This is a genomic window from Paenibacillus sp. J2TS4 (assembly GCF_018403245.1).
Lineage (GTDB): Bacteria > Bacillota > Bacilli > Paenibacillales > NBRC-103111 > Paenibacillus_L.
The window spans coordinates 1-19,971 of the sequence record NZ_BOSH01000007.1 but is presented as its reverse complement, the minus strand read 5'-3'; the positions used below and the strand labels follow the sequence as shown (position 1 = coordinate 19,971).

21 protein-coding genes are annotated in these 19,971 nt (G+C 47.4%); 16 read left to right on the top strand and 5 right to left on the bottom strand.

Annotation, left to right across the window (positions count from 1 at the left end):
• Together KJS69_RS15945 and KJS69_RS15940 are read right to left on the bottom strand one after the other, a co-directional pair.
• Positions 1–1,173 (bottom strand): Ger(x)C family spore germination protein, encoded by a 1,173-nt coding sequence (locus KJS69_RS15945; protein ID WP_213584782.1) that lies wholly within the window; start codon positions 1,171–1,173, stop codon positions 1–3.
• On the bottom strand, positions 1,154–2,659 hold the full coding sequence (locus tag KJS69_RS15940; RefSeq protein ID WP_213585003.1) for a spore germination protein: 1,506 nt from the start codon (positions 2,657–2,659) through the stop codon (positions 1,154–1,156). The genes KJS69_RS15945 and KJS69_RS15940 overlap by 20 nt, the downstream gene beginning before the upstream one ends.
• 177 nt (positions 2,660–2,836) lie before the next feature.
• On the opposite strand from KJS69_RS15940, the gene cls reads away from it, so the two are divergent.
• The 10 genes from cls to cdaS all read left to right on the top strand — a co-directional run bounded on the left by cls (position 2,837) and on the right by cdaS (position 11,983).
• Positions 2,837–4,279 carry a cardiolipin synthase gene (cls, locus tag KJS69_RS15935; protein ID WP_213584781.1) on the top strand — a complete coding sequence of 481 codons (1,443 nt, stop codon included), beginning with the start codon at positions 2,837–2,839 and terminating at the stop codon, positions 4,277–4,279.
• Positions 4,280–4,379: 100 nt separating this feature from the next.
• A complete protein-coding gene (locus tag KJS69_RS15930) occupies positions 4,380–4,826 on the top strand; it encodes a MarR family winged helix-turn-helix transcriptional regulator (protein WP_213584780.1) in 447 nt (148 codons plus the stop codon).
• 311 nt (positions 4,827–5,137) lie between these two features.
• Complete coding sequence (locus KJS69_RS15925) at positions 5,138–6,358, top strand: copper amine oxidase N-terminal domain-containing protein (RefSeq protein ID WP_213584779.1); 1,221 nt, start codon at positions 5,138–5,140, stop codon at positions 6,356–6,358.
• 532 nt (positions 6,359–6,890) lie between these two features.
• On the top strand, positions 6,891–7,226 hold the full coding sequence (locus KJS69_RS15920; RefSeq protein WP_249730554.1) for a MazG nucleotide pyrophosphohydrolase domain-containing protein: 336 nt from the start codon (positions 6,891–6,893) through the stop codon (positions 7,224–7,226).
• A gap of 53 nt (positions 7,227–7,279) precedes the next feature.
• Entirely contained in the window at positions 7,280–8,170 is an 891-nt protein-coding gene (locus KJS69_RS15915) for a PhzF family phenazine biosynthesis isomerase (RefSeq protein WP_213584778.1), read from the top strand.
• Positions 8,171–8,217: 47 nt separating this feature from the next.
• Positions 8,218–8,826, top strand: coding sequence for a transglutaminase-like domain-containing protein (locus KJS69_RS15910; protein WP_213584777.1), 609 nt, complete (start codon positions 8,218–8,220; stop codon positions 8,824–8,826).
• Between the two features lie 129 nt (positions 8,827–8,955).
• Positions 8,956–9,615 carry a stalk domain-containing protein gene (locus KJS69_RS15905; RefSeq protein WP_213584776.1) on the top strand — a complete coding sequence of 220 codons (660 nt, stop codon included), beginning with the start codon at positions 8,956–8,958 and terminating at the stop codon, positions 9,613–9,615.
• Between the two features lie 128 nt (positions 9,616–9,743).
• Positions 9,744–10,316, top strand: a complete 573-nt coding sequence (locus tag KJS69_RS15900; protein ID WP_374706646.1) for a DUF6886 family protein — start codon at positions 9,744–9,746, stop codon at positions 10,314–10,316.
• Between the two features lie 138 nt (positions 10,317–10,454).
• Positions 10,455–11,237, top strand: coding sequence for a pirin family protein (locus KJS69_RS15895; protein WP_213584774.1), 783 nt, complete (start codon positions 10,455–10,457; stop codon positions 11,235–11,237).
• Between the two features lie 116 nt (positions 11,238–11,353).
• Positions 11,354–11,983, top strand: coding sequence for a sporulation-specific diadenylate cyclase CdaS (gene cdaS, locus KJS69_RS15890; protein WP_249730552.1), 630 nt, complete (start codon positions 11,354–11,356; stop codon positions 11,981–11,983).
• A 288-nt stretch (positions 11,984–12,271) separates the two neighbouring features.
• On the opposite strand, the gene ligD is transcribed toward cdaS, so the two are convergent.
• The 3 genes from ligD to ku form a co-directional block, all read right to left on the bottom strand.
• On the bottom strand, positions 12,272–13,156 hold the full coding sequence (gene ligD / locus KJS69_RS15885) for a non-homologous end-joining DNA ligase (protein ID WP_213585000.1): 885 nt from the start codon (positions 13,154–13,156) through the stop codon (positions 12,272–12,274).
• Between the two features lie 122 nt (positions 13,157–13,278).
• Positions 13,279–14,196 (bottom strand): ATP-dependent DNA ligase, encoded by a 918-nt coding sequence (locus KJS69_RS15880; RefSeq protein ID WP_213584773.1) that lies wholly within the window; start codon positions 14,194–14,196, stop codon positions 13,279–13,281.
• Between the two features lie 2 nt (positions 14,197–14,198).
• Positions 14,199–15,032, bottom strand: a complete 834-nt coding sequence (gene ku, locus KJS69_RS15875) for a non-homologous end joining protein Ku (RefSeq protein ID WP_213584772.1) — start codon at positions 15,030–15,032, stop codon at positions 14,199–14,201.
• 438 nt (positions 15,033–15,470) lie between these two features.
• Between ku and KJS69_RS15870 the strand changes: the two genes are divergently transcribed.
• From KJS69_RS15870 to KJS69_RS15845, 6 genes are all read left to right on the top strand, one after another.
• Positions 15,471–15,653: a hypothetical protein gene (locus KJS69_RS15870; protein WP_213584771.1), complete on the top strand. Its 183-nt coding sequence runs from the start codon at positions 15,471–15,473 to the stop codon at positions 15,651–15,653.
• Positions 15,654–15,805: 152 nt separating this feature from the next.
• The gene (locus tag KJS69_RS15865) at positions 15,806–15,985 is read left to right on the top strand and encodes an H-type small acid-soluble spore protein (protein ID WP_213584770.1); all 180 of its coding nucleotides are present in this window, start codon (positions 15,806–15,808) and stop codon (positions 15,983–15,985) included.
• A gap of 942 nt (positions 15,986–16,927) precedes the next feature.
• Entirely contained in the window at positions 16,928–17,473 is a 546-nt protein-coding gene (locus KJS69_RS15860; RefSeq protein WP_213584769.1) for an RNA polymerase sigma factor, read from the top strand.
• On the top strand, positions 17,463–17,987 hold the full coding sequence (locus KJS69_RS15855; protein WP_213584768.1) for a hypothetical protein: 525 nt from the start codon (positions 17,463–17,465) through the stop codon (positions 17,985–17,987). The genes KJS69_RS15860 and KJS69_RS15855 overlap by 11 nt, the downstream gene beginning before the upstream one ends.
• Complete coding sequence (locus tag KJS69_RS15850) at positions 17,984–19,516, top strand: tetratricopeptide repeat protein (RefSeq protein WP_213584767.1); 1,533 nt, start codon at positions 17,984–17,986, stop codon at positions 19,514–19,516. Before KJS69_RS15855 ends, KJS69_RS15850 begins: the two co-directional genes overlap by 4 nt.
• A gap of 274 nt (positions 19,517–19,790) precedes the next feature.
• Positions 19,791–19,971, top strand: a 181-nt coding sequence (locus KJS69_RS15845) for a DUF6444 domain-containing protein (protein ID WP_213584766.1), incomplete at its 3' end; no start/stop codon positions are given.

Genomic DNA, 19,971 nt, shown 5'->3' with positions numbered 1-19,971 from the left:
TTACCCCCTTACAATGTTTTCAGAAATCAGACCGAATTCGGTAATGTCCACTTTAATATGAACCCGGAATTCCGCTTTCTTCAGCATTTCAGACCATTCGTTCTCGATGGCTTTCCAGGCTCTGGGGTTCTGACGGAAAACCTTCAAGCCGAAATCCGCGGAATCGGCCCCAGTATTCTGAATTTTTTTAATCGCTTCGTCTACTTGGGCTCTAATCTGGTCGGCCGCCATTTTTCTTGCCTTGGCCAAAACTTGTCTATTGGTCAGATCCTCTTTCGTTCTGTTCTCGCTTAAGGTGATCCTGGTATCAATATTCACATCGAATTCGACTCTGTCCTGGTTCAATGAAGGGGTGACGGTCGTTTGACTGCGCAGCACGTTAAATATAAGATCTTCCGAATGTTCCAAATTGGCGATGACGGTGCCGGGCTTGATATTATTTTTGAGCCAGGATAAGCCTACGGCCGCTTGTCTTCTCATAACATCCACCATTTTTTCACCGTGAAATTGCGCATAACCGAGCCATTCAATTTCTTGCGATTCCTTATTACCCTTTTCCTTCAATTTCTTGACTGCCATAAAAGGCAGAACCGGATCACTTCCGAGATGGCTCATGGATAAGGCCGTATCTTTGACGTTCGAAGAAATTAGATCCCCTTGCTTTACAATTTCCCGAATAGCCTCGCCGGAGAATCTTTCCAGCTTCGGTTGAGCCTTCATCAATTCTTCCCCCGTTCCTTCGGCGACGATCATATAGGAAGTAAGACGGTTCTCCGGCTTTCGGGTAATGACATCGAAGATGCCTCCGACTCCATGCTTGGCCGCCTCATCCCCGATAATGATGACCCGATAATGGCCGAATTTCAGTCTTCTGGACATTCTATCCTGAAGCTTGGTGTAGGCCTGAACGAAGGTGGGTCCGGTTTCCGAGTCGATATAATAGGCCTTGCTTCCTCCTGTCCCGCCTCCGCCTCCTTTAGCCCCTCCCAATTGACTGGCAAGAGGAACCTCTATACTCACCCGAAAATTCCCGTTTTCTTCCTTATCGACCGCTACAGCCATTACAATGGCAATATCATTGATCTCCAATCGATCCCAGCATCCGGTCAGCAGCAAGGAGACGGAGGCAAGCATTGCTAATACGCTTATTCTTTTATTCTTTCCCCTGGTCATCTTGCGTCCCCCCTTGACGGTTATTGGCATGCGGATGGGAAATGTGCTGTCCTTTTAAACCGTTATTCTGCTTGATCTCCTCCGGCAATTCCTGTCCAAGCCGGACCGGATTCTGCACACCCAGGAAGGAAGGGCGGGTCGTTAAATTCCATTGGGGGGAGCGAATGAGAGCATCTTTAAGATCGGACCATTTGGTCGGCCCTATCGGAGACAGATAGGGGACGCCAAAAGAACGTAAATTCGCCATATGTCCAAGGATGATCATCGTTCCTAACAAAATGCCGAAAATCCCAAAAAGGGAAGCGAGAATGAGCAGCGGAAAGCGCAGCATCCGGATCGCAATGGCTCCATTAAAATGGGGGATGGTAAACGAAGCAATCCCGGTAATGGAAACGACGATGACCATCGGAGCGGACACGATGCCGGCTTCGACAGCCGCTTGTCCGATAACTATGGCGCCAAGAATACCGACGGCCGAACCGACCGATTTAGGCAAACGAACCCCGGCTTCCCTCAACGCTTCAAAGATGATCTCCATGATCAAGGCTTCGATGACTGCGGGAAAAGGAATAGCTTCTCGGGCTGCCGAGACGCTTAGCAGCAGGGAGGTCGGAATCATTTCCGGATGAAATGTCGTAATAGCCACATATAAGGCAGGAGTGAACAGCGACATGAATAAAAAAAGATAGCGCAGCCACCGGAGCAGCGTCCCGATCTGGAATCGCTCGTAATAATCTTCCGCTGCCTGCATGAGCTGCAGGAAGATGGTGGGGGCCAGCAAAGCAAACGGGGTGCCGTCTACGAGAATGGCCACTCTTCCCTGCAGGAGCGCGCTGGCGACCACATCCGGCCTTTCCGTATACTGCATTTGCGGGAATGGAGAATAAGCGCTGTCCTGGATCATTTCTTCGATGTATCCGGACTCGATGACGGAATCGATGTCAATCAGCTCAATTCTCTGCACGACCTCATCGATCAGCGCAGGATCAGCCAGCCCGTCAATGTAGGAGACGACGAGGTTCGTATTCGTATGCTTCCCGACTACCAGCGGCTTCATCTTCAGTCGCGGGGATTTGACTTTGCGCCGGATGAGAGCTGTATTGGTTCGCAAATTTTCGATAAAGCCTTCTCGTGGCCCTCTAACGAGCGATTCGCTGCTCGGCTCATCAACGGAACGAGTCTCGGGTCCGCGGATGCCAAGCAGAATCGCGCGATCATGATTTTCTACGAAAATTCCTGTATCCCCGCCAAGAATCCCCAGCAGAAGCTCGCCGTAGTTGTCTGCGGTCTGGATTTGCGATACGGGCAGCGCCGTTTCCACAATCCGATCTATTTCGGATTCGTTCCCTTCCAAGATCATCAAGCTTCTAAGAGCGTCATCGAGCACGTCGGAAATGACCAGGCCATCAATAAATACGGCGAGGGCCTGGATATTTTTTTCGATAACAAAAGGACGGATCACGATGTCCGAGCAATCGTTGAACATTTCCTTCAGAATTCGCCGGTTCTCGTCAAGAGAGGCAGGAATAGGACTCTCTTTCAAGTCATTGACGAAATTATAGTCAAGAATATCCTCTGCGGCAGTTTTATTATTTTGACGTTTTTTTGGGTACACTGGATTACCACCTAGTCTTTAAAACTTCTATGTTGTCGAGGTGAAACTGTGATTTGGATATGCGTCTTTCTTCTAGTGGTTTATATTCAAACCGGAGCTATCGTGTGGATGGAATATCGCCACCCGGCCAAGGCCGTCGCCTGGCTGCTGGTTCTGTTTATTTTCCCCATTCTTGGCTTTATTATGTATTATTTTGTTGCCAGGCAGTTCAAGCATCGTCACCGTCGTTCATTGCGAGGTAATGGGAAAGGGTCTCATCTATTGGGTGCTTCTCAAGAAGAAGGGGGAAGAAGACAAGCGAATAGGGAAGGAAGGGACAGGTCTGTTATAGCGGGTCCCGAGTTGGATCCGCGTCTGCTTGGCCTGCTGCGCAATAGTCCCGGACCTGAGATGACCGGCAGGAATGAAGTGACTATACTGACTAATGCCGAAGAGGCTTATGAAGCGATATTAAAAGCCATTGAAGAAGCGGCCGATCACATTCACCTGGACTATTACACGATTCGCAACGATGGCATTGGCCAGAGATTTCAAGCGGCCTTGATTGCCAAGGCGAGGCAAGGTGTCGAGGTCCGCATCATCTACGATGGAATTGGCAGCTATGAGCTGGATGAGGGCTACATACAGGAACTACGTGAGGCAGGCGTTCAGACGGGCTGTTTTTTACCGGCCTTAATCGCGTTTATCGATAAGAGGATCAATTACCGCAATCATCGCAAAATTGTTGTTGTCGATGGAAGGATCGGTTTTCTGGGAGGAATCAACATAGGAGATGAGTATTTGGGCGGCAACCCCAAGTTGGGCTTCTGGCGGGACACTCATATGCGTCTTTATGGGGATTCTGTCCGTTCGCTGCAGCGAACTTTTATGGATGATTGGGAATTTGTCCGGGGCGAGCGCCTCGACTCGGGTCGCTACTTCCCCGAGCACCACTGCCATAGTATTCAATGGGTACAAATCGTCAGCGGGGGACCTGACGGGGAGGAGGATGCGATCCTGTCGGTTACTTTTGCGGCGCTGGGATCCGCCAGAGAACGGATTTATATTGCTTCCCCCTATTTCATACCCGATTCCGGAATCATTCAGGCTTTGAAGGTAGCCGCGATGAGCGGGGTAGATGTAAGAATTATTCTGCCGGGGGTGCCGGATACCCGAATCGTTTATTGGGCGTCCTTATCCTATGTCAGTGAGCTGCTGCAGGTGGGCGTCCGGTTCTATAAATATCAAAAAGGATTCATGCATGCCAAAGTCATCCTCGTAGATGAAATATTGGCTGCGGTCGGGACCGCGAATATGGACCTGCGCAGCTTCTTCAAAAACTTTGAGCTAAACGCTATCCTGTTCGAACGGTCAACCATTCGCAGGCTGGAAAGTGATTTTTTACAGGATGTCGAGGACAGCGAGGAAATCATTCCAGCCCCGTTCTATAACCGGCCTAAGCTGCAGAAGGCGAAGGAAGTCGCGGCCCGTCTTTTATCTCCGCTGTTTTAGCCTTGTGAGGGGAGGTGAGGCAGGTGAAGTTGACAACTACATGGAAGGACAATTAATATTATCTTATATTCAAGGTATTTAACAGGGAAGGTATTAACATATGGAACCCGTTCTGAACGAGCAAGAGCTGTCGTTAAAATTATTTGTTGTATTCTCCCGGGCTAACCGGGCGGTAACCGACCGGATCAAGGAGGATATTAAAAGCTACGGATTGAATCCGACGGAATTTGCCGTTCTCGAGCTGCTTTATCATAAAGGAGATCAGCCCATTCAAAATATCGGCAAAAAAATTTTACTGACCAGCGGAAGCATGACCTATGTCGTAGATCAACTGGAAAAGAAAAAACTGCTTATCCGCAAGCAATGCAAGGAAGATCGCCGGATCATTTATGCTTCCATTACGGAGGAGGGCCGGGCGCGGATGGATGATATTTTTCCAAAGCACCGGAAGGCGATTAAAGAGACCTTCAGCAGCTTGAACCCTGAAGAACAGCAGCAAATGATCCAACTGCTCAAGAAGCTGGGCTTGTCCCTGGACAATCATTAAATCCGCTGAATCAATCCGTGTGCTACTGGAATCAAGCTCGAGGCCTGCATTATGCAGGTCTATTTTACCATGTCTGAATGCCTGCTTTTCAGATCGAAGCAGGGATTTCAGCCTATATAACTCCGATATATTTCAGTTGACAACCTTTTTTTACCATTCAAAGGAAGAGGGGGCGGCTCCGTTATCAACTAATGGGAGCCGGCCCTTCTTTTTTTGGGCCTTCTTTTCTATTTACATTCCTGAAAGCTTTGCGTTAACTTATTAATCGAATGCTTAAGGGCACTGATTGGAAAAGAGGAGGATACAAGAAAATGAGTTTATCCAAAAGTATGCGTTCTTTGTTGGGGCTGTTCGTTGCATTAGCGATCATATTCAGTCTGGTGACACCAGCTCCAACGTCTGCAAACTCGGGCAGAAATATCGAGCTGCTGCGTTCTGAGCATAAAGTCATTGATGGCAAAATGAAAGTAACCGCGGACGTACGAGTCGAATCCAGCGAAGTCGTCTCGCTGTTGGTCACCGGTTACAACCAATTCGGTGAAATTATTGAAATCCAAAAGCAAGATGAGTTTATCATGGGGGGACACACTAAAGTATTCCAATTGACTATGGACCATGGAGAAGAGTTGACTAAGGTCGACATCGAAGCCTTGGGTCCGATTGAAGAGCCTTATAAAGTTTTGAAGGAAACGACGGTAGCTCATACGGACCATTTGGAAGGCATTATAGCGGTTAAAAACGGGAAAAATTCTCAGGTCATTAATGTTGTCGCTACGGGAACGAACACTAACGGCAAGGTTGTAGAAGTAAGAGGGACCACTAATTTTGTTATGGACAAACGCACCTCGATTTTTAAAATTAAGCTGGATGCCGTTAATGAAATTAATGACGTTAAGTTCACAGTACTTACCGATGATCAAACTTATTTGGTCGAATATGGAACCTATATTAAAGACGGAAAGATTGTATTGACCTCCGTTGTTAAAAATGGAGGGAAATCACAAAGGATAAGTGCCAGAGTAACCCCTTATACAGGGGACGGCAAGGAATTGGCGATTCAGACAAATACAAACTTTACTATGGATAATCGTCTGTACAATCTCAAAATGCAGATTAAAGAGACCAATGCAAGCAGCGTAGCCGTTCAATTCTATGATGAAACAGGAAAGCAAGAGATCGTTAAAAGAGGGACATTGGTAACGATTGACGGCAAAGGATTGGCTACCGAGCAGCCTCCCGTTAATTTGGCAGGCAACGTAGTTGTGCCGATGAGAGCTATCTTTGAAGCTATGGGGGCAGGGATCGAATGGGATCAGGAAACCCAGACGGTTACGGCCACTAGGGGAAGCAAGGAGATCAAGCTGCAGATCGGTTCGGATAAAGCCTACATCGACGGTCAGGAGAATAAGCTTAACGTTCCTGCGCAGCTTATCAACAACAACACGATGGTACCTGTCCGCTTTGTCAGTGAAGCTCTGGGCGCTGAAGTATTCTGGGATAATAATTCGCAAACGGTTCTCATAGTCCGATAACCTAATCTGGGATAATAATTCACGGACGGTGCTCATAGTCCGATAGATTAATGAAAAACCGGGAAGAGGAAACTCTCCCCGGTTTTATTAATAGATGGCTAATGGTCGAGAATAGGACAACTGTTGGTTCCGCGTTTCGCACAGCTAGGGGATCTAAGTGGATTTCATGCAGCTAATTTGCTCCATTTGAGGTTAAAAACGAAAACTAATGGAAAACCTCCATCCATTTTGTGCAAAAAGAAGGATATCAGCAAAAAACCTCCGTTTTAAATGTAGTTTTTCCATCTAGTCTTGTCCATTTTCCCCATTCGCTTCCATATACCTACATAAAATACAGTTAGACGCTATCCTTCTACTCGCACTTTTGTAGTATCGCAGTCGATAATAAGCGATGCAGATAAAGAGGACAGCCTATCATTTACTTTTCCAATTTCATATAAAAACGTTTGTCGTACTCTTTGCCGTATTGTAGAGTAATGATTAGAATTTGATCAGAAGGCTTGTCCAATCTATTTATGGAGGCGAGAACCTGTTGGAGACGAAGGAACTGACTATTGAAGGTCTGCAAAAATATATCCGTCGATTTGATCATAGGCCTGAACATCGACAGGCCTATTTTATGAAGCTGGTAGAAGAAGTAGGGGAATTATCGGAAGTGATAAGAAAAAATGCTAGAATGAAAGATAACGACACCATAAAAGGGACGATTGAGGAAGAGTTAAGCGATGTTTTGTATTATGTAGTCGCTCTTGCCAATGTATACGACATTAATCTTACGGACAGCTTCTGGATGAAAGATGAGCTCAATAAAATCAAATGGAGCAGACAGGAGTACGAGTACGCTGTAAATCAAGCAAAAGGGGAATAAGGTGAAGCCTAATCATACGTCGATATGATTCCATTAACGGGGGTTATTTTTAAATGAATGAAGTGAAGGTCTATCATTACGACGCTTTTTCTACGATTCCTAATAAGGGCAATCCGGCAGGAGTGGTTCTGGATACGGACGGATTAGCTGAGAAGGATATGCAGAATATTGCTAGACAGGCTGGCTTCAGCGCAACGGCCTTTGTTCTCGATTCTGATACGGCGGATTTCAGGTTGAAATATTTTACCCCGGGTCATGAAATCAACCTGTGCGGCCATGCGACAGTGGCTGCGTTATTCGCCTTAAAGCAGGAGGGCAAGGCAGGTCTTTATAATGTTATCAATATTGAGACTAATGTCGGCGTTTTACCGATTGAAATCATAAATGATAACAATGAAACCCGAATAAAGATGAAGCAAGAGAACCCTCAATTCATATCCTTCCATGGGGATGTTGAACGACTGTGTCATTCTATAGGCTTATCGGTAAGTGAGTTAGACTCAAGATATCCAATCGTGTACGGAAGTACCGGAATCTGGACCCTGCTAATCCCTGTGAAAAGCTTGGTTAGCTTTAAGCGGATGACCCCGAATAATGACGCATTTCCTAATATATTAATCGAGAATTCACGGGCATCGCTTCATCCTTTTAGCTTGGAGACGATAGACAAGAATGCGTTGATGCATGCGAGGCATTTTTCTTCCCCTTATTCAGGCACCGTAGAAGATCCGGTGACAGGGACGGCTTCCGGAGTCATGGGGGCGTATTACTTAACATACATAAAGCCGGGACTTCATAAGGCCGAGTTTATAGTCGAGCAAGGCCAGGAAATAAACAGGGATGGCAGAGTTAAGGTAGAAGTGTGCAGGGTTGCCCCACAGCAGATGGATATTTACATATCCGGAACCGCTGTATCGGTTAATGAATTTCATGTTATCATGTAAAGAAATAATCAAACCCTTGAGGTAAACAAGCAAGGAGGAGATGAGCTTTGAAATTACTATGCGAATCGGTTAATTTGTCTGACTATTTACAAGAAACGGAAGAAATCGATTTTGATCATTTGGTAATAAGGGAGCAGACAGCGCTATGGGCTCACCGGTCGTTGCCCGAATTAGATCTGGTTAAAGAAATCTTTGAATTTGTGCGTGATAAAATAGCCCATTCCAGGGATATTCAGAGCCCCCGAATTACCCGGAAGGCTTCGGAGGTCCTCGTATTCAAAGAAGGGATTTGCTACGCCAAATCCAACTTGCTAGCCGCACTTCTTCGTTCCTTTGGCATTCCTGCAGGATTTTGCTATCAACGGCTGACCATTGGGGATGAGCCGGAGACGGGGTACTGTATTCATGCCTTGAATGCCGTATACTTATCCAGCCTGCAGAAGTGGATTCGCCTCGACTCGCGAGGAAATAAGGAGGGTGTTAATGCTCAGTTCTCGACTGAGGAAGAAAAGCTGGCTTTTCCGGTGCGAGAGCAATACGACGAAGTCGATTACCCTACGATCTACGTCAATCCTAATCCCAAAACCATGCAGTGTTTAAAGGATAATACCGATGGTTTAGACATGTATTTTCACCACCTTCCAACGGAAATTTAGGTCTGGAGCCTTTCAATCAGTCATGCGAAGAAATAATACTTTTATAAACCGTAAAAACGAAACTTTTATTATTCTGAAGACGTATTACGGGGTGTTCAGGGTCCATTTGAATCAATGAGGAGGAATTTTATGAAAAAGAAATTAATCGCCTCGGTCGCCGGAGTATCTTTGCTGCTGGGAGCGAGTGTAGGTGCCTACGCGGGGGCAAACCTGGAAACGATCCAAGCGTATTTGAATCACACTTTGACGGTCAAGGTTGACGGGGTGCCTGCACAACTGAATGATGAGCAGGGGAATGCCATTCTGCCAATTACGTATGAGGGGAATACATATTTGCCAGTGCGGGCGATTGCCAATGCGCTGAAGGTAGCGGTAGATTATGATGGGGAAACCTCAACTGTACTGCTCGGGGAGAAGATGGACGGGATTTCCATCGCGGCTGAAAAATATGGCAATACTTATGTAACATCGGATCCCAGCCATACTACCTATAAGAACAAGAACTATAAAGATGTTTTTTACAACACAGGGGGCGCCAGCCTGATGCTATACCCTGACAAAAAGTATCAGAAATTATACTTGCAGGCAGCGGCACTGAACAAAGAAATCAAAGTCAGTATCTATGAAAGTGGCTCACTTAAGCTTCTCAAGGAGGAGAAGGTAACCATTGAGGATGGAATGAAAACGATTGAAGCCGATATTGGCGGTATTTCTGAAGTGTACATGGAGATCGATACGACTGGCGAGGGTGGTTTTATCATTCCTCTGACCACGTCCTATTACAAATAATTCCCTTCAGGTTTAATCTAATGAATAACTTGAAAATTTTATTTATGGCTGCTTCGGCAGCTTTTTTTTCTAAATTCTTAAAGTTGAATGACAAGGGAAATCACTGTTTTTAGAGAAAGGAAATCAAGTTGCAAACAAAAGGAGGCAAGCTTTTGCTTTATCATTTCAGCGAAGAAGCGGATATCGAGTTGTTTATTCCGAGAATCAAACAAAATCGGCCGGATATGCCGGCCGTTGTATGGGCAATAGACGAAGACCATGCCGTTAATTATTTTTTCCCAAGAGACTGTCCCCGGGTAATTTATCGGAGATCGGATAAGATGAGCATAGAGGATGAAGAACGTTTTTTCGGACAAACGGCGGCGGATATCATTATTGCCGTGGAAAACGGCTGGCTGCAAACGATACAGAACACAGTTCTCTTTAAATATGTTTTTTCTGAAGAAGATTTTGAGCTTTATGAACCTTTTGCAGGTTATTATATCTCCCGCCGGACAGTCGCTCCCGCAGCTGTGGAGCGCATGGATAGCTTACAGAACAAAGTGGCTGAGCTAGGTGTTGAGCTACGGTTTACCCCCAATTTGTACCCTCTGAGAAACGCTATCCTGAATTCCAGTGTAGATTATTTCTCCATTATCAGATTTCACAATGCTGCACCACCTTCAACGAATCCCCTACATAAGCTTGGCCAAGATCAATAGCCGCCATCCCATGAACCTACATCTCATATAACGAAACCGATGGAGCGGGGTCTCTCTCCATTTTTCAAACCTACAGTTATATAAATATATCTGCTATAATTATGTTAGTTATAAATATTTAATTTAGGAGGGCTAAAGATGCCGGCAAGTGCGGATATTCAAATTTATCCCCCGTCAATGCAAGGAACGGGGGCATTTGATGGCGGGGCTATTGTGGAGCAAAAGCCGATCGGCTTTAGGGGGGATGGAGCGGTCGTTCAGCGAATCGGTCCGTTGTTCTATTGGGCCTGGGCTCATACTAAAAAGGAAGGCTCTATTCCGTCACACCCCCATCAGGCGTTTGAAATTTTGACTTACGTGATTCAGGGTGAAGCCCATCACGGGGATTCGTTAGGAACGGACAGCTTGGTCGGTCCCGGGGGAGCACAGCTTATTCAAGCAGGATCGGGAGTTTATCATAATGAGAGATTTACAGGTCCGGACGGCGAAGTATTTCAAATCTGGTTTGAGCCGGAAATGCGGAAAGCGCTGGGCAGAACTCCCGAATACCATCAGTATGACAATGAACAGTTTCCGGTAGCGGAACGCAACGGGGTGAGGGTTAAGACGATCATCGGTGAAGGATCGCCGATTACCATTGTGGCCGACGCTAAAATGTGGGACGTCGAGATGAGCCCCCATTCGGTTCATGAAATTAGCCTGTCTAATAAAAGGGCGTTGTCCGGCCTGGCTATTCGCGGCTATGGGTCGTGCGTTTGGGAGACGGATACAGAAAGCAGGTTTCAACCTAAAGATTATGTCGTCGTCCAGACGGAGGAGCCAGGCAGAATAACTGTCAAAGCGGGTCCGGAAGGGCTGAGAATGACATGGATTGAAGTTCCCACAGAAGTAAATTATGCTTTATTTCCCAAAAAACGATAAGCCATCCATAACCAGACAAATGAGAGGTGGCGGTCGTTGGGACGGGAGTTGAATGCGGAGGATCGTAAACGGTCATACTGTCATAAAAAAGGTTGAACTTAAGGGATGTGATCTAGGTGACCACCGGGATTAGGAGTCCACAAGCGGACTGCGATTTTTCTCCGTTAAAAGAGCAGCTGAAAATCGATTTGCAGAAAATGATTGGCGAAATTGAAGGAAGTCTGGAAGTGCTTCATAACGAAGACCAATGCGTTCTGGGCCGAATCGAAACGATTAAGGAACGGCTAACGCTTCTCGAGTCCAAAGCGGCGACCTTCTATTTGAACTGCTACCTGGCCCCATTCACGGATAAATATGCCGATTTATCCATCTGTATACGGCACCTATCGGAACGGAGGCATGGTGCCCTGATTGCCGTCGAACGCAGAGAGGCGTTGGATGCGCTGATTCAACCGGGGACACCGATCGGAGCCTCCATTACGTATCCGCTTCTGGAGTCGATTTTTTACCCAGGCAATCCGCTGCATGACGGCGCCGTTCTCATTCGCGCGAATGAGATTGTTTCTGCCGCCAATGTGCTGCCTCTTTCCAAAGCGATCATCGGCGAACGCAAGCTCGGAACCCGGCATCGGGCCGCGATCGGCTTATCGGAGAGGACGGATGCGATCGTGTTGGTCGTCTCCGAAGAAACCGGCCGCTCTTCGTTTGCTTATAAAGGCCAACTGTATCCGGTAATCAGCCTATAATAACAAGCCCGTTTGGCCTGGCAATCGGGCTTTTTTGATAGAATTTATAAGTTTCGGGGCTCCCCGCAAAGTACTGTATAAACCTTTATCGAAGCAAAGTCAGGAAGCTCGACCGCGATTAGAGGAAGGTTTAGACGCCGACCCTGTTAGGGTGCGGACGGAATACACTTCGAAGGCTATACGTCATTTTGTGGGGTTATTTTACTGTCCGTTCTCCAAAACAGCAGGATCTGAGAAAACTGTTCGTTGCCCCTGAGCCTGGTGAAGCCGCCTTGACTCGAAGCGAGGTTAAGTAATCATCCGTAATACGTGATCCAGAGATTGAGGTTCGACTTGCTCAATCAAATCACCGTGCTGCTTCAGACGATCTTCTATTGTCAGCAGATTGAACTGGCTGATTTCGCAGTTTCGGCGAACCTCCTCCCACAATAGCGGGGTGGAGACAGTGGCATGTTTGCGTGCCCTTGGGGTATAGGGAGCTGACAAAGTTTTGCCGAACCAATGCTGCAAATAGTCGACATATATGAGATCGCCCCGATTTTTTTTCAGCCGTTCAATCGTAAACAGAGACGGATATTTCTGCACCAAATATTTGCCTAGAAATTCTCCGACGGTGCGAAGCTGCTCGAATGTATATTTAGGCATAATCGGGATGAAAATCTGTACTCCGGAAGCCCCGGACGTTTTGGGCACCGATTGAATATTCATCGCTTCCAGAGCGTCACCGATCAGACTGACAGCATACATAATGCGAGGCTCCTCCTCCAGGGAAGGATCGATGTCGAGAATCCATTCGGCCGGGAGCTCACTGCCAATCCGGTGAAAGGAAGAATGAAATTCCAGGCAAGCCAAATTGCCAAGCCACAGCAAGGTGGGCAAAGACTCGAGATTGACATACCGGATGCCTTGAAGCTCTGCGGTTTTAACAAAAGAGGGAGTCGGCTCCGGACAATTTTTTTGGTAAAACGACTTATCATGAATTCCGTGAGGATAGCGAATCGTCGTCAAATACCGGTCCCGGCAATATTTAAGCAGATAGGGCGACAGAACGATCAGCTTCTGCAAATAAGTAAGCTTGGAGATGCCTTTTTCAGGCCACAAAATTTTATCCGGATTCGTTACCGTAAGCTCATGCCCTTCAATTTGTACGATTCCTTTGGCGGCGGTTTTCATTAGTTCGGCGCACTCCAGTTTACCCTTGTGTGAAGCAAGCGCCTTCTCTCCTTTCCTTGTCACAGCTAGAGAGCTGCCAATAAAGCTGCTGCAGTCAGAACGCAGGTAGAGCGGAGCTTTGGCTAACTCCCCTTTATCCTGGGCCCAAAGGTGACGATTTTGGAATGGCGGAGCAGCCCGCCATCGGTAATTTCCTGTCCGGTGACGACCAAGGGGAATGACGTGCTCAGCCAGATGATCTGATCCCGTTTTAAATCCGATTGCAAGGAGGCAAAAGGGGACTGCGGACTTGCATCCTGCAGAGCGTACTCAAGCAATTGCCGCTTCATCTGTTCGTTCAATCCGGAGGACACCTTGCCTAAATACATTCCATCCATAATCATAACCAAACTGGCCAGACGCCCCTCTTTAATGGTGACTCCAACAACGGTTACTTCGAGCTGCAGCGCTGTTTTTTTCTTATACCAATCGCTGTGCATCTTGTCCTCGCGGTAAGGGCTGGTCAGACGTTTGCAGACGATCCCTTCCCATTGCCGCTCCTCTACCCATTGCCACAAAGCTGTTCCGTCCTCATAAAGATCGGTTACGAAAAACAGACCGCGATTATCCGGGAATTTAGCCTGAAGCCGTTCATGTCTTTCTCGATAAGGAAGGCCCGATAAATCTTCCGTTCCGTCTTGAAGGAGGTCAAACAGGACATATTGCACGGGCTGCCTGGCTCCGGCATCCGAGATTGTTTTTGAATTTCGCATCCGTTCCCTCTGCAGAACCTTCTGAAAGACGGGTCGCTGCTTAACCGGATCGAATACGACAGCCTCCCCATCGAGCACACAGGAGCCGCCAATTTCCGACAAAGCGGCAGTAAGCTCCGGATAGACGGTATTTTTGTTAAGCATTTTACGAGAATAAAGCTGAACTTGTCCCGAATGAATCTCGGTGATCAACCTTACACCGTCCCATTTCAACTGGTAGCCCCAATCCGGTCCCTCCGGCAATTGCTCACGCAAGATGGGGGCCATAGGCGCAAAAGGCGGCCGCATTGTCAGGAAACCGTCTCCTTCGACTTTTTGCCTCGTCCTTTGGCAGCTTTCGGCTGGCCCTCGGCTTTAGGCTTAACCGCTTCGAGACTGGCCTGCAGCGCCGCCATCAAGTCGATAACGTTAGTTTTAGGCTGTTCTGGCGCGGCCTTGACCTCTTTCCCGGCGATTTTTTGCTGGATTGCCTCCAACAGCGCGCTGCGGTAATTGTCCGTATATTTATCCGGCTCGAACGGCCCGGATAGCTGCTCAATGAGCATTTTGGCCATACCCAGCTCTTTGTCGTTAATATTTGCATTCTCCGGAAGGTTGGGGACCTGAGCGACAGAGCGGATTTCATCCGGGTAAAAAATCGTTTCCATCGCAATGCAATTATCGACGATGCGAATCGCGGCCAAGCTGCTTTTGGAACGGATAGAGACGGTTGCTATTCCGATTTTGCCCGTCTGCTTGATCGACTCCAGTAATAAATTGTAGGCGTTGGTACCGGTATCTCCAGGAGACAGGTAGTACGTTTTTTGAAAATAAATAGGGTCGATATCCTCCAGATTAACAAAATCCAAAATTTTGATTTCCTTATTAACCTCCGAGGAGAGCTTATCCAGCTCCTCCTTCTCAAAAAGGACAAAATGGCCAGGCTCATATTCGTAGCCTTTAGTAATTTCTTCCCATTCCACCTCTCGATCGCATGATTTGCACTTGCGTACATAGGAGAGCGGAGTAGCGCATTCCTTGTGAATATAGCGCATGCTTATGTCCTTATCTTCCGTGGCGGCGAACATTTTGACCGGGACGTTAACGAGTCCGAAGCTGATGGCTCCCTTCCAAAGCGTATGCATCGATAAACCTCCTAATAAATTGGATGGAAAAATCAAATAGTAAACCGTGATTGTTTAATATCAAGTATTCCCAAGCATGGCCGCTTCTAAAAGCAAAACGCCGTAAGTCGATACTTGAAGAAGCGTTAATTTTAGCTCATTCGATCCAATGCTCTAAATGCGTTATTTAAGAATTCGACCCGAGGCTAAAAAGCATGATTCACGTAAGCTGACCCAATGATCCGAGAGCGGACTGTACAGGTACATTTAAAACAACTCACCTATACCGGTTAGTATGTGTTGGGTGATCGGGATTATGAATGGTTCAGCGTGATTGGGGAAAAGTATACGAAATGCGGGAAAAGCCGGAACACACCATGGCTTGCCCAGCATAGGTCCAGTGGAAGCTCTCCTGAGGCATTAGCCGGGGGAGGAGACGGAAAGGGGGGAAGCAGAAGGATGAAAGACAAAAGGAAGCCAGATGAGCTGAACGAAGGCAAGGAAAACCGGTTCATGGATATTGACCGGATGATTAATGAAGGACTGGGCGGAGGCCAAGTGACAATTAATAATGGATGGATAGACGAATCGACGACCGATACGATGGAAGAACCGGAATCCTTCCTCGACCTGGAGGAGTAGGGGAAGTGAGCGACAGAGCAATGAAAAAGGTCAAACCCTTACCCTGACAAGAGGTTTCAGGTGTCGGAGCACTTTCCTTGAATCGGAAGGATAGCTTTCTCTCCTATGTCACCGGGATAAGGCAATAATGAGATGAATGGAGTGTGAACAGTATGGATTTACTTAGAGCGAAGGAAATATTGGATTCCGAGAATAAGATCAATGTCGAGCTGAATGGAGAACGGATTTGGATCGACAGCATTGATACCGAAAGTAACACGGCTAAAGTGCATAAGGAGCATCAGCCGGAAGACATGAAATTTGTCCCTTTGGAAGAGCTTCATGAGGTTTAAACCATTAAGCATCTAAGCGCGTTTCTCCGGCGTACGTTGCGGCGCTGGCTTGGGGATGTGATGGGCCGGACCGATATCGCTAGGGCTGAAGTTTCGGTGAATTAACTATCAATGGCTAAAGTTTTGCAGATTAAACATCAATCGCGTAAATTAACCTTAGTCCCCAAAGGGAACCACGGGTGTATCATGCCCCCTAAATCACCGAATGAGCGAATCGAAGTGCAAAAGTACCTCTTAATTTCGACATTAACCCCATTTTGGTAAATGAAGTGCAAAAGTACCCCTTAATTTAACGAAAACGTTCGATCTGTGGAAAATCGAGAGAATAAAGAGTACTTTTGCACCTTATATTCAAAGATTAGCAAGTAAAATTCAACAAAGTATCCCTTGTAAAGTTGGTCCCGTGCGATTGGCGGGATCATTAATTTTTAGAGAATTTTTTGGGGGCACTTCCAGCTTATTTTGGTTTTTGGAAAAAGAACAGGCGGATTCTAAATAGAGTGTGTGGAAAGAGTTTGTTACCTGCAAAATTGCGGGTCTTTGGAAGGTTTTAGTTGAAAATCAGCTAGAGACATGCAAATCTGCAGGTGAATTTATTCATTTGGCCGATTTTTGGTTTTTGGTTGGGAAAGACGTGTATTTTTGCACGTCTTCTTCGTCATTTGCCGAATTCTCGCAAATTAACATGCACTTCTGAATGTCTTTCAGTTTTTCAAGCAACTACTGTAATCGCAAGTGGGAAATAAGATGGTATGAAACTGTGGGGGACCGGACTGGGGCGGAAATCGATAGTTCCCTTAAACGCGGCCGATCCTTGAAGGACTTCGATAGGAGTTTTTTTCAACCCATACCAGAGCCTCGAAATAACGGACTAATAAATAAAGTGCAACCAAAAGCTCCCCTCCAATCGTCTATTATGTAGAAGGGGTGAAAAAGATAGAGATGAACTCGGAACAGGAATGGATAGAGAGACTGCGAAAAGGGGAAGGTTCCGCGTTAGCTTGGCTGATGGATCGTTATGGAACCGACATTCACCGGACCGCTGCGCTGCTCTTGAAGGATAGGCACCTGGCCGAGGACATCAGTCAGGAGGTCTTCCTTAAGGCGTACCAGAAAATAGACCAATACAGCGGGGAAGGGAGCCTGAAGGGCTGGCTCATCCGAATTGCCGTCCATCTTTGCCGCAGCAAAATGCGGTTGGCCTCCTGGAAAAGGCTGTTTTTCCGGGACCCGGCCGGGCAAGAAAGTGTCGGAACCGATTCGAACATAGATCAGATGATAATGGAGCAATCCATGTGGAGTTACATTCAGAAGGTTCCCTACAAATATAGGGAGGTGATCGTCCTGTATTATTACCATAGTCTTTCCGTGCGTGAAATAGGAGAGGTCACCGGAGATAAAGAAGGAACCGTCAAAAGCAAGCTCTCCCGGGGCAGAGCTCTGCTGAAGGACCAGCTGATACAAGGAGGTTGGACAGATGAAGGATAAGCGGACGGTGAATCATGATCATTCCAAAGCGGAGGAGAAAGACAGCCTAGCCGCAGACTATAGAGAGAAGGAAAATCACAGTTCGGTGCTCGAAAATGGTGGAAAGGAGCCTGAGCTTGCAACAGAAAAACCGGAAGTGGGACTCCCGGAGGATCGTAGGGAGCAGGCGAATTCGGTAAATCGTGCAGGGGTCCAAAGCACTCTTGTTTTGAACGATTCGCCAAGGATGAAAGAACAGCTGCAGAAGGAAATGGCTGGCATTGAGTTTACTGAAGCAATGAAAACTCAGGTGCTGCGGGACGCCAAGCGGAGCTTCTGGGAGCGGGAAGTGTATATCCCTCCCGCCCTGCTCGCAGGGGTGGTTGGGGTGTTCGTTATTTTCGGCGTGCTAGCCTTTACTCCGATAACATCGAATCCTTCGACTACCACGGTGTCCGCCGGGCAGAAGCTGATCGTGCTGAACAGCGGGGTTTTTTATGAGGAGCAGCTAGAGGCGGGAGGGAACCATCGATGACCGTCAAAGTAAAAACGATAGCCATCGCGGGGCTCATCTTCATTCTAATGATGATAGCCGCTGTAATGGTAGTTCCCGGCTTCTTGTTGAAAATGGAAAAGTACGACACTCTTCTGGCATGGTTTCCCAAAAGTCAGGAAGCTCCCGAAGCACTGTATTGGTCTGCTGTGGAAGCAGGAGAGAGGGGCAACCCCTTCAACCCTATGATGGACAGGGTACAAGTTTTTCCGAATTCCTCTTCTTATGTTCCTAACTCCTCCAGCTTTTCCCAATCTCAAGCCAGTTACGCCATTCATCAATGGGAAAGACTGCTGAGTGAATATCCGGATTATCGTCATGCGGAGCAAGCCAAAATAAATCTGGCGAGTATTTATTTCGCCCTGAGAAATTGGCCACAGGCGGAGCGGTTATATGAAGAATTGGCGGCATCCAGCGAGCAGGACTGGACTCGGCGGGAAGCCGAGAGCTATTTGCAAGCTCTCCAATCCAGACAGCCGCGAAGCGGGGAAGAACCTTCCTTAACGGGAAGAGTCATTGTGGGAGGCAAAGGCGTAGAGGATGTTCTGGTGATCCTGCGGGAGCATGAAAGCAATACGCATTATTCCAATCCGTTCGGATACTATCCGGTAGCGATGACCGATCAGGAAGGAATTTACCGTTTTTATGACCTGGATCCGGACGACTATGAAGTCGGGGTAGGGATCGGTAAGGAGATGATTAACGGGTTTTACCGCAACGGTCAGGAGAAGTCTCACATTTCCATCAGAGACGGCTCTACCGCTCGTTATGATGTCGCCTTCGTGCCGAAAGTAGAAACGGTCTCGCCGGTCAACCGGGAGTCGATCGATGGGGAGACGATTCGTTTTGAGTGGCAGCCTTATCCGGGTGCTTCCTATTACAGTCTGGGCATTACGGCTCTAGAGCGTGACCGTCAAGGGAAGATAACGGGAAACACCTCCTCTACATGGTTAAATGAAAAATGGGAAGGAACTTCCGCAGAGTATGAATTGGAGACGCTCCGTACTTATCCGCGGGGAATCAGTGTTTCGATGAGTCAGGATGAGGAATGGATCTCCGCCCAAAGTATATTGGGAGCCGTCTTTCCAGGGGGAGAATTCACTTGGTATGTGGATGCCTTCGACAGTGAAGACCGCAAAATCAGCAGCTCCAGCGGCTACTTCTCTCAGCATGACAGTTCGGTTCCTTTCTTTATTGTCAGCGACCAAAAGCAGTTGAAGGGAGACCGTTATGTGATACAGCAGAAATATGAAGAAGCGGTCGAAGCTTACGAAAAACAGCTGGACGATCCTTATGCGCTTCGCGCGCTCGGAATCTTGTGGACTATCGGATTTCGGTATGGGGAAGCAGGAGACAAGGCTAAAGCTCTCTCCTATTTGGAACGGCTGCCCAATCCTTCCCGCTATGATTATGAGCAAATGGCCCGGTTGAATGAAGAACTGGGGAATTTGGAGGAAAAAGAGCGGATTATGCAGGAACTGGAGGCATCGGAGGCTGAGAGAGAGGAATAAATCACTCTCCTGTTCTTTATCCTCCGGATCCCTTGGTTAGCCCATCCCGAGCGGCTCTTGCATTTCCTATATAATGGGATGCCGAATGACGGGGACCAATAAACGATCCCCTAAAGGGGGCGGCATAGACAATCCAGTGCGTGGTTAGCCCGGTCGTTTGTTACTACTTAGGTCTCTCGTCAACGGGAGATATTTTTTTTGGTGCTGGTAAGGAATTCCGGCCCCTCGTGTAGAAGTATATAAAACAGCGACTAAAGATCAAGGAGCGAACCACGTGAAACTAAGGCCGAATCAAGTGTTGACCATATGCAAAGGCGACAAGGAAATTGCTTCCGTTGTTCAATTTCTTCTCGATCAACAGGCCGCGCGCATTGAGCAACTTGAACATCGTGTACATGAGTTGGAACGGCAACTCGGAAGCAATAGCAGCAACAGCAGCAAGCCGCCATCGAGCG

Bases quoted from the DNA above. Each gene is read 5' to 3' on its own strand.
- KJS69_RS15945 (WP_213584782.1), bottom strand. From the start codon at position 1,173: ATGACCAGGGGAAAGAATAAAAGAATAAGCGTATTAGCAATGCTTGCC.
- KJS69_RS15940 (WP_213585003.1), bottom strand. From the start codon at position 2,659: ATGTTCAACGATTGCTCGGACATCGTGATCCGTCCTTTTGTTATCGAA.
- KJS69_RS15930 (WP_213584780.1), top strand. From the start codon at position 4,380: ATGGAACCCGTTCTGAACGAGCAAGAGCTGTCGTTAAAATTATTTGTT.
- KJS69_RS15925 (WP_213584779.1), top strand. From the start codon at position 5,138: ATGAGTTTATCCAAAAGTATGCGTTCTTTGTTGGGGCTGTTCGTTGCA.
- KJS69_RS15915 (WP_213584778.1), top strand. From the start codon at position 7,280: ATGAATGAAGTGAAGGTCTATCATTACGACGCTTTTTCTACGATTCCT.
- KJS69_RS15905 (WP_213584776.1), top strand. From the start codon at position 8,956: ATGAAAAAGAAATTAATCGCCTCGGTCGCCGGAGTATCTTTGCTGCTG.
- KJS69_RS15895 (WP_213584774.1), top strand. From the start codon at position 10,455: ATGCCGGCAAGTGCGGATATTCAAATTTATCCCCCGTCAATGCAAGGA.
- ligD (WP_213585000.1), bottom strand. From the start codon at position 13,156: ATGAAAACCGCCGCCAAAGGAATCGTACAAATTGAAGGGCATGAGCTT.
- KJS69_RS15880 (WP_213584773.1), bottom strand. From the start codon at position 14,196: ATGCGGCCGCCTTTTGCGCCTATGGCCCCCATCTTGCGTGAGCAATTG.
- ku (WP_213584772.1), bottom strand. From the start codon at position 15,032: ATGCATACGCTTTGGAAGGGAGCCATCAGCTTCGGACTCGTTAACGTC.
- KJS69_RS15870 (WP_213584771.1), top strand. From the start codon at position 15,471: ATGAAAGACAAAAGGAAGCCAGATGAGCTGAACGAAGGCAAGGAAAAC.
- KJS69_RS15865 (WP_213584770.1), top strand. From the start codon at position 15,806: ATGGATTTACTTAGAGCGAAGGAAATATTGGATTCCGAGAATAAGATC.
- KJS69_RS15860 (WP_213584769.1), top strand. From the start codon at position 16,928: ATGAACTCGGAACAGGAATGGATAGAGAGACTGCGAAAAGGGGAAGGT.
- KJS69_RS15855 (WP_213584768.1), top strand. From the start codon at position 17,463: ATGAAGGATAAGCGGACGGTGAATCATGATCATTCCAAAGCGGAGGAG.
- KJS69_RS15850 (WP_213584767.1), top strand. From the start codon at position 17,984: ATGACCGTCAAAGTAAAAACGATAGCCATCGCGGGGCTCATCTTCATT.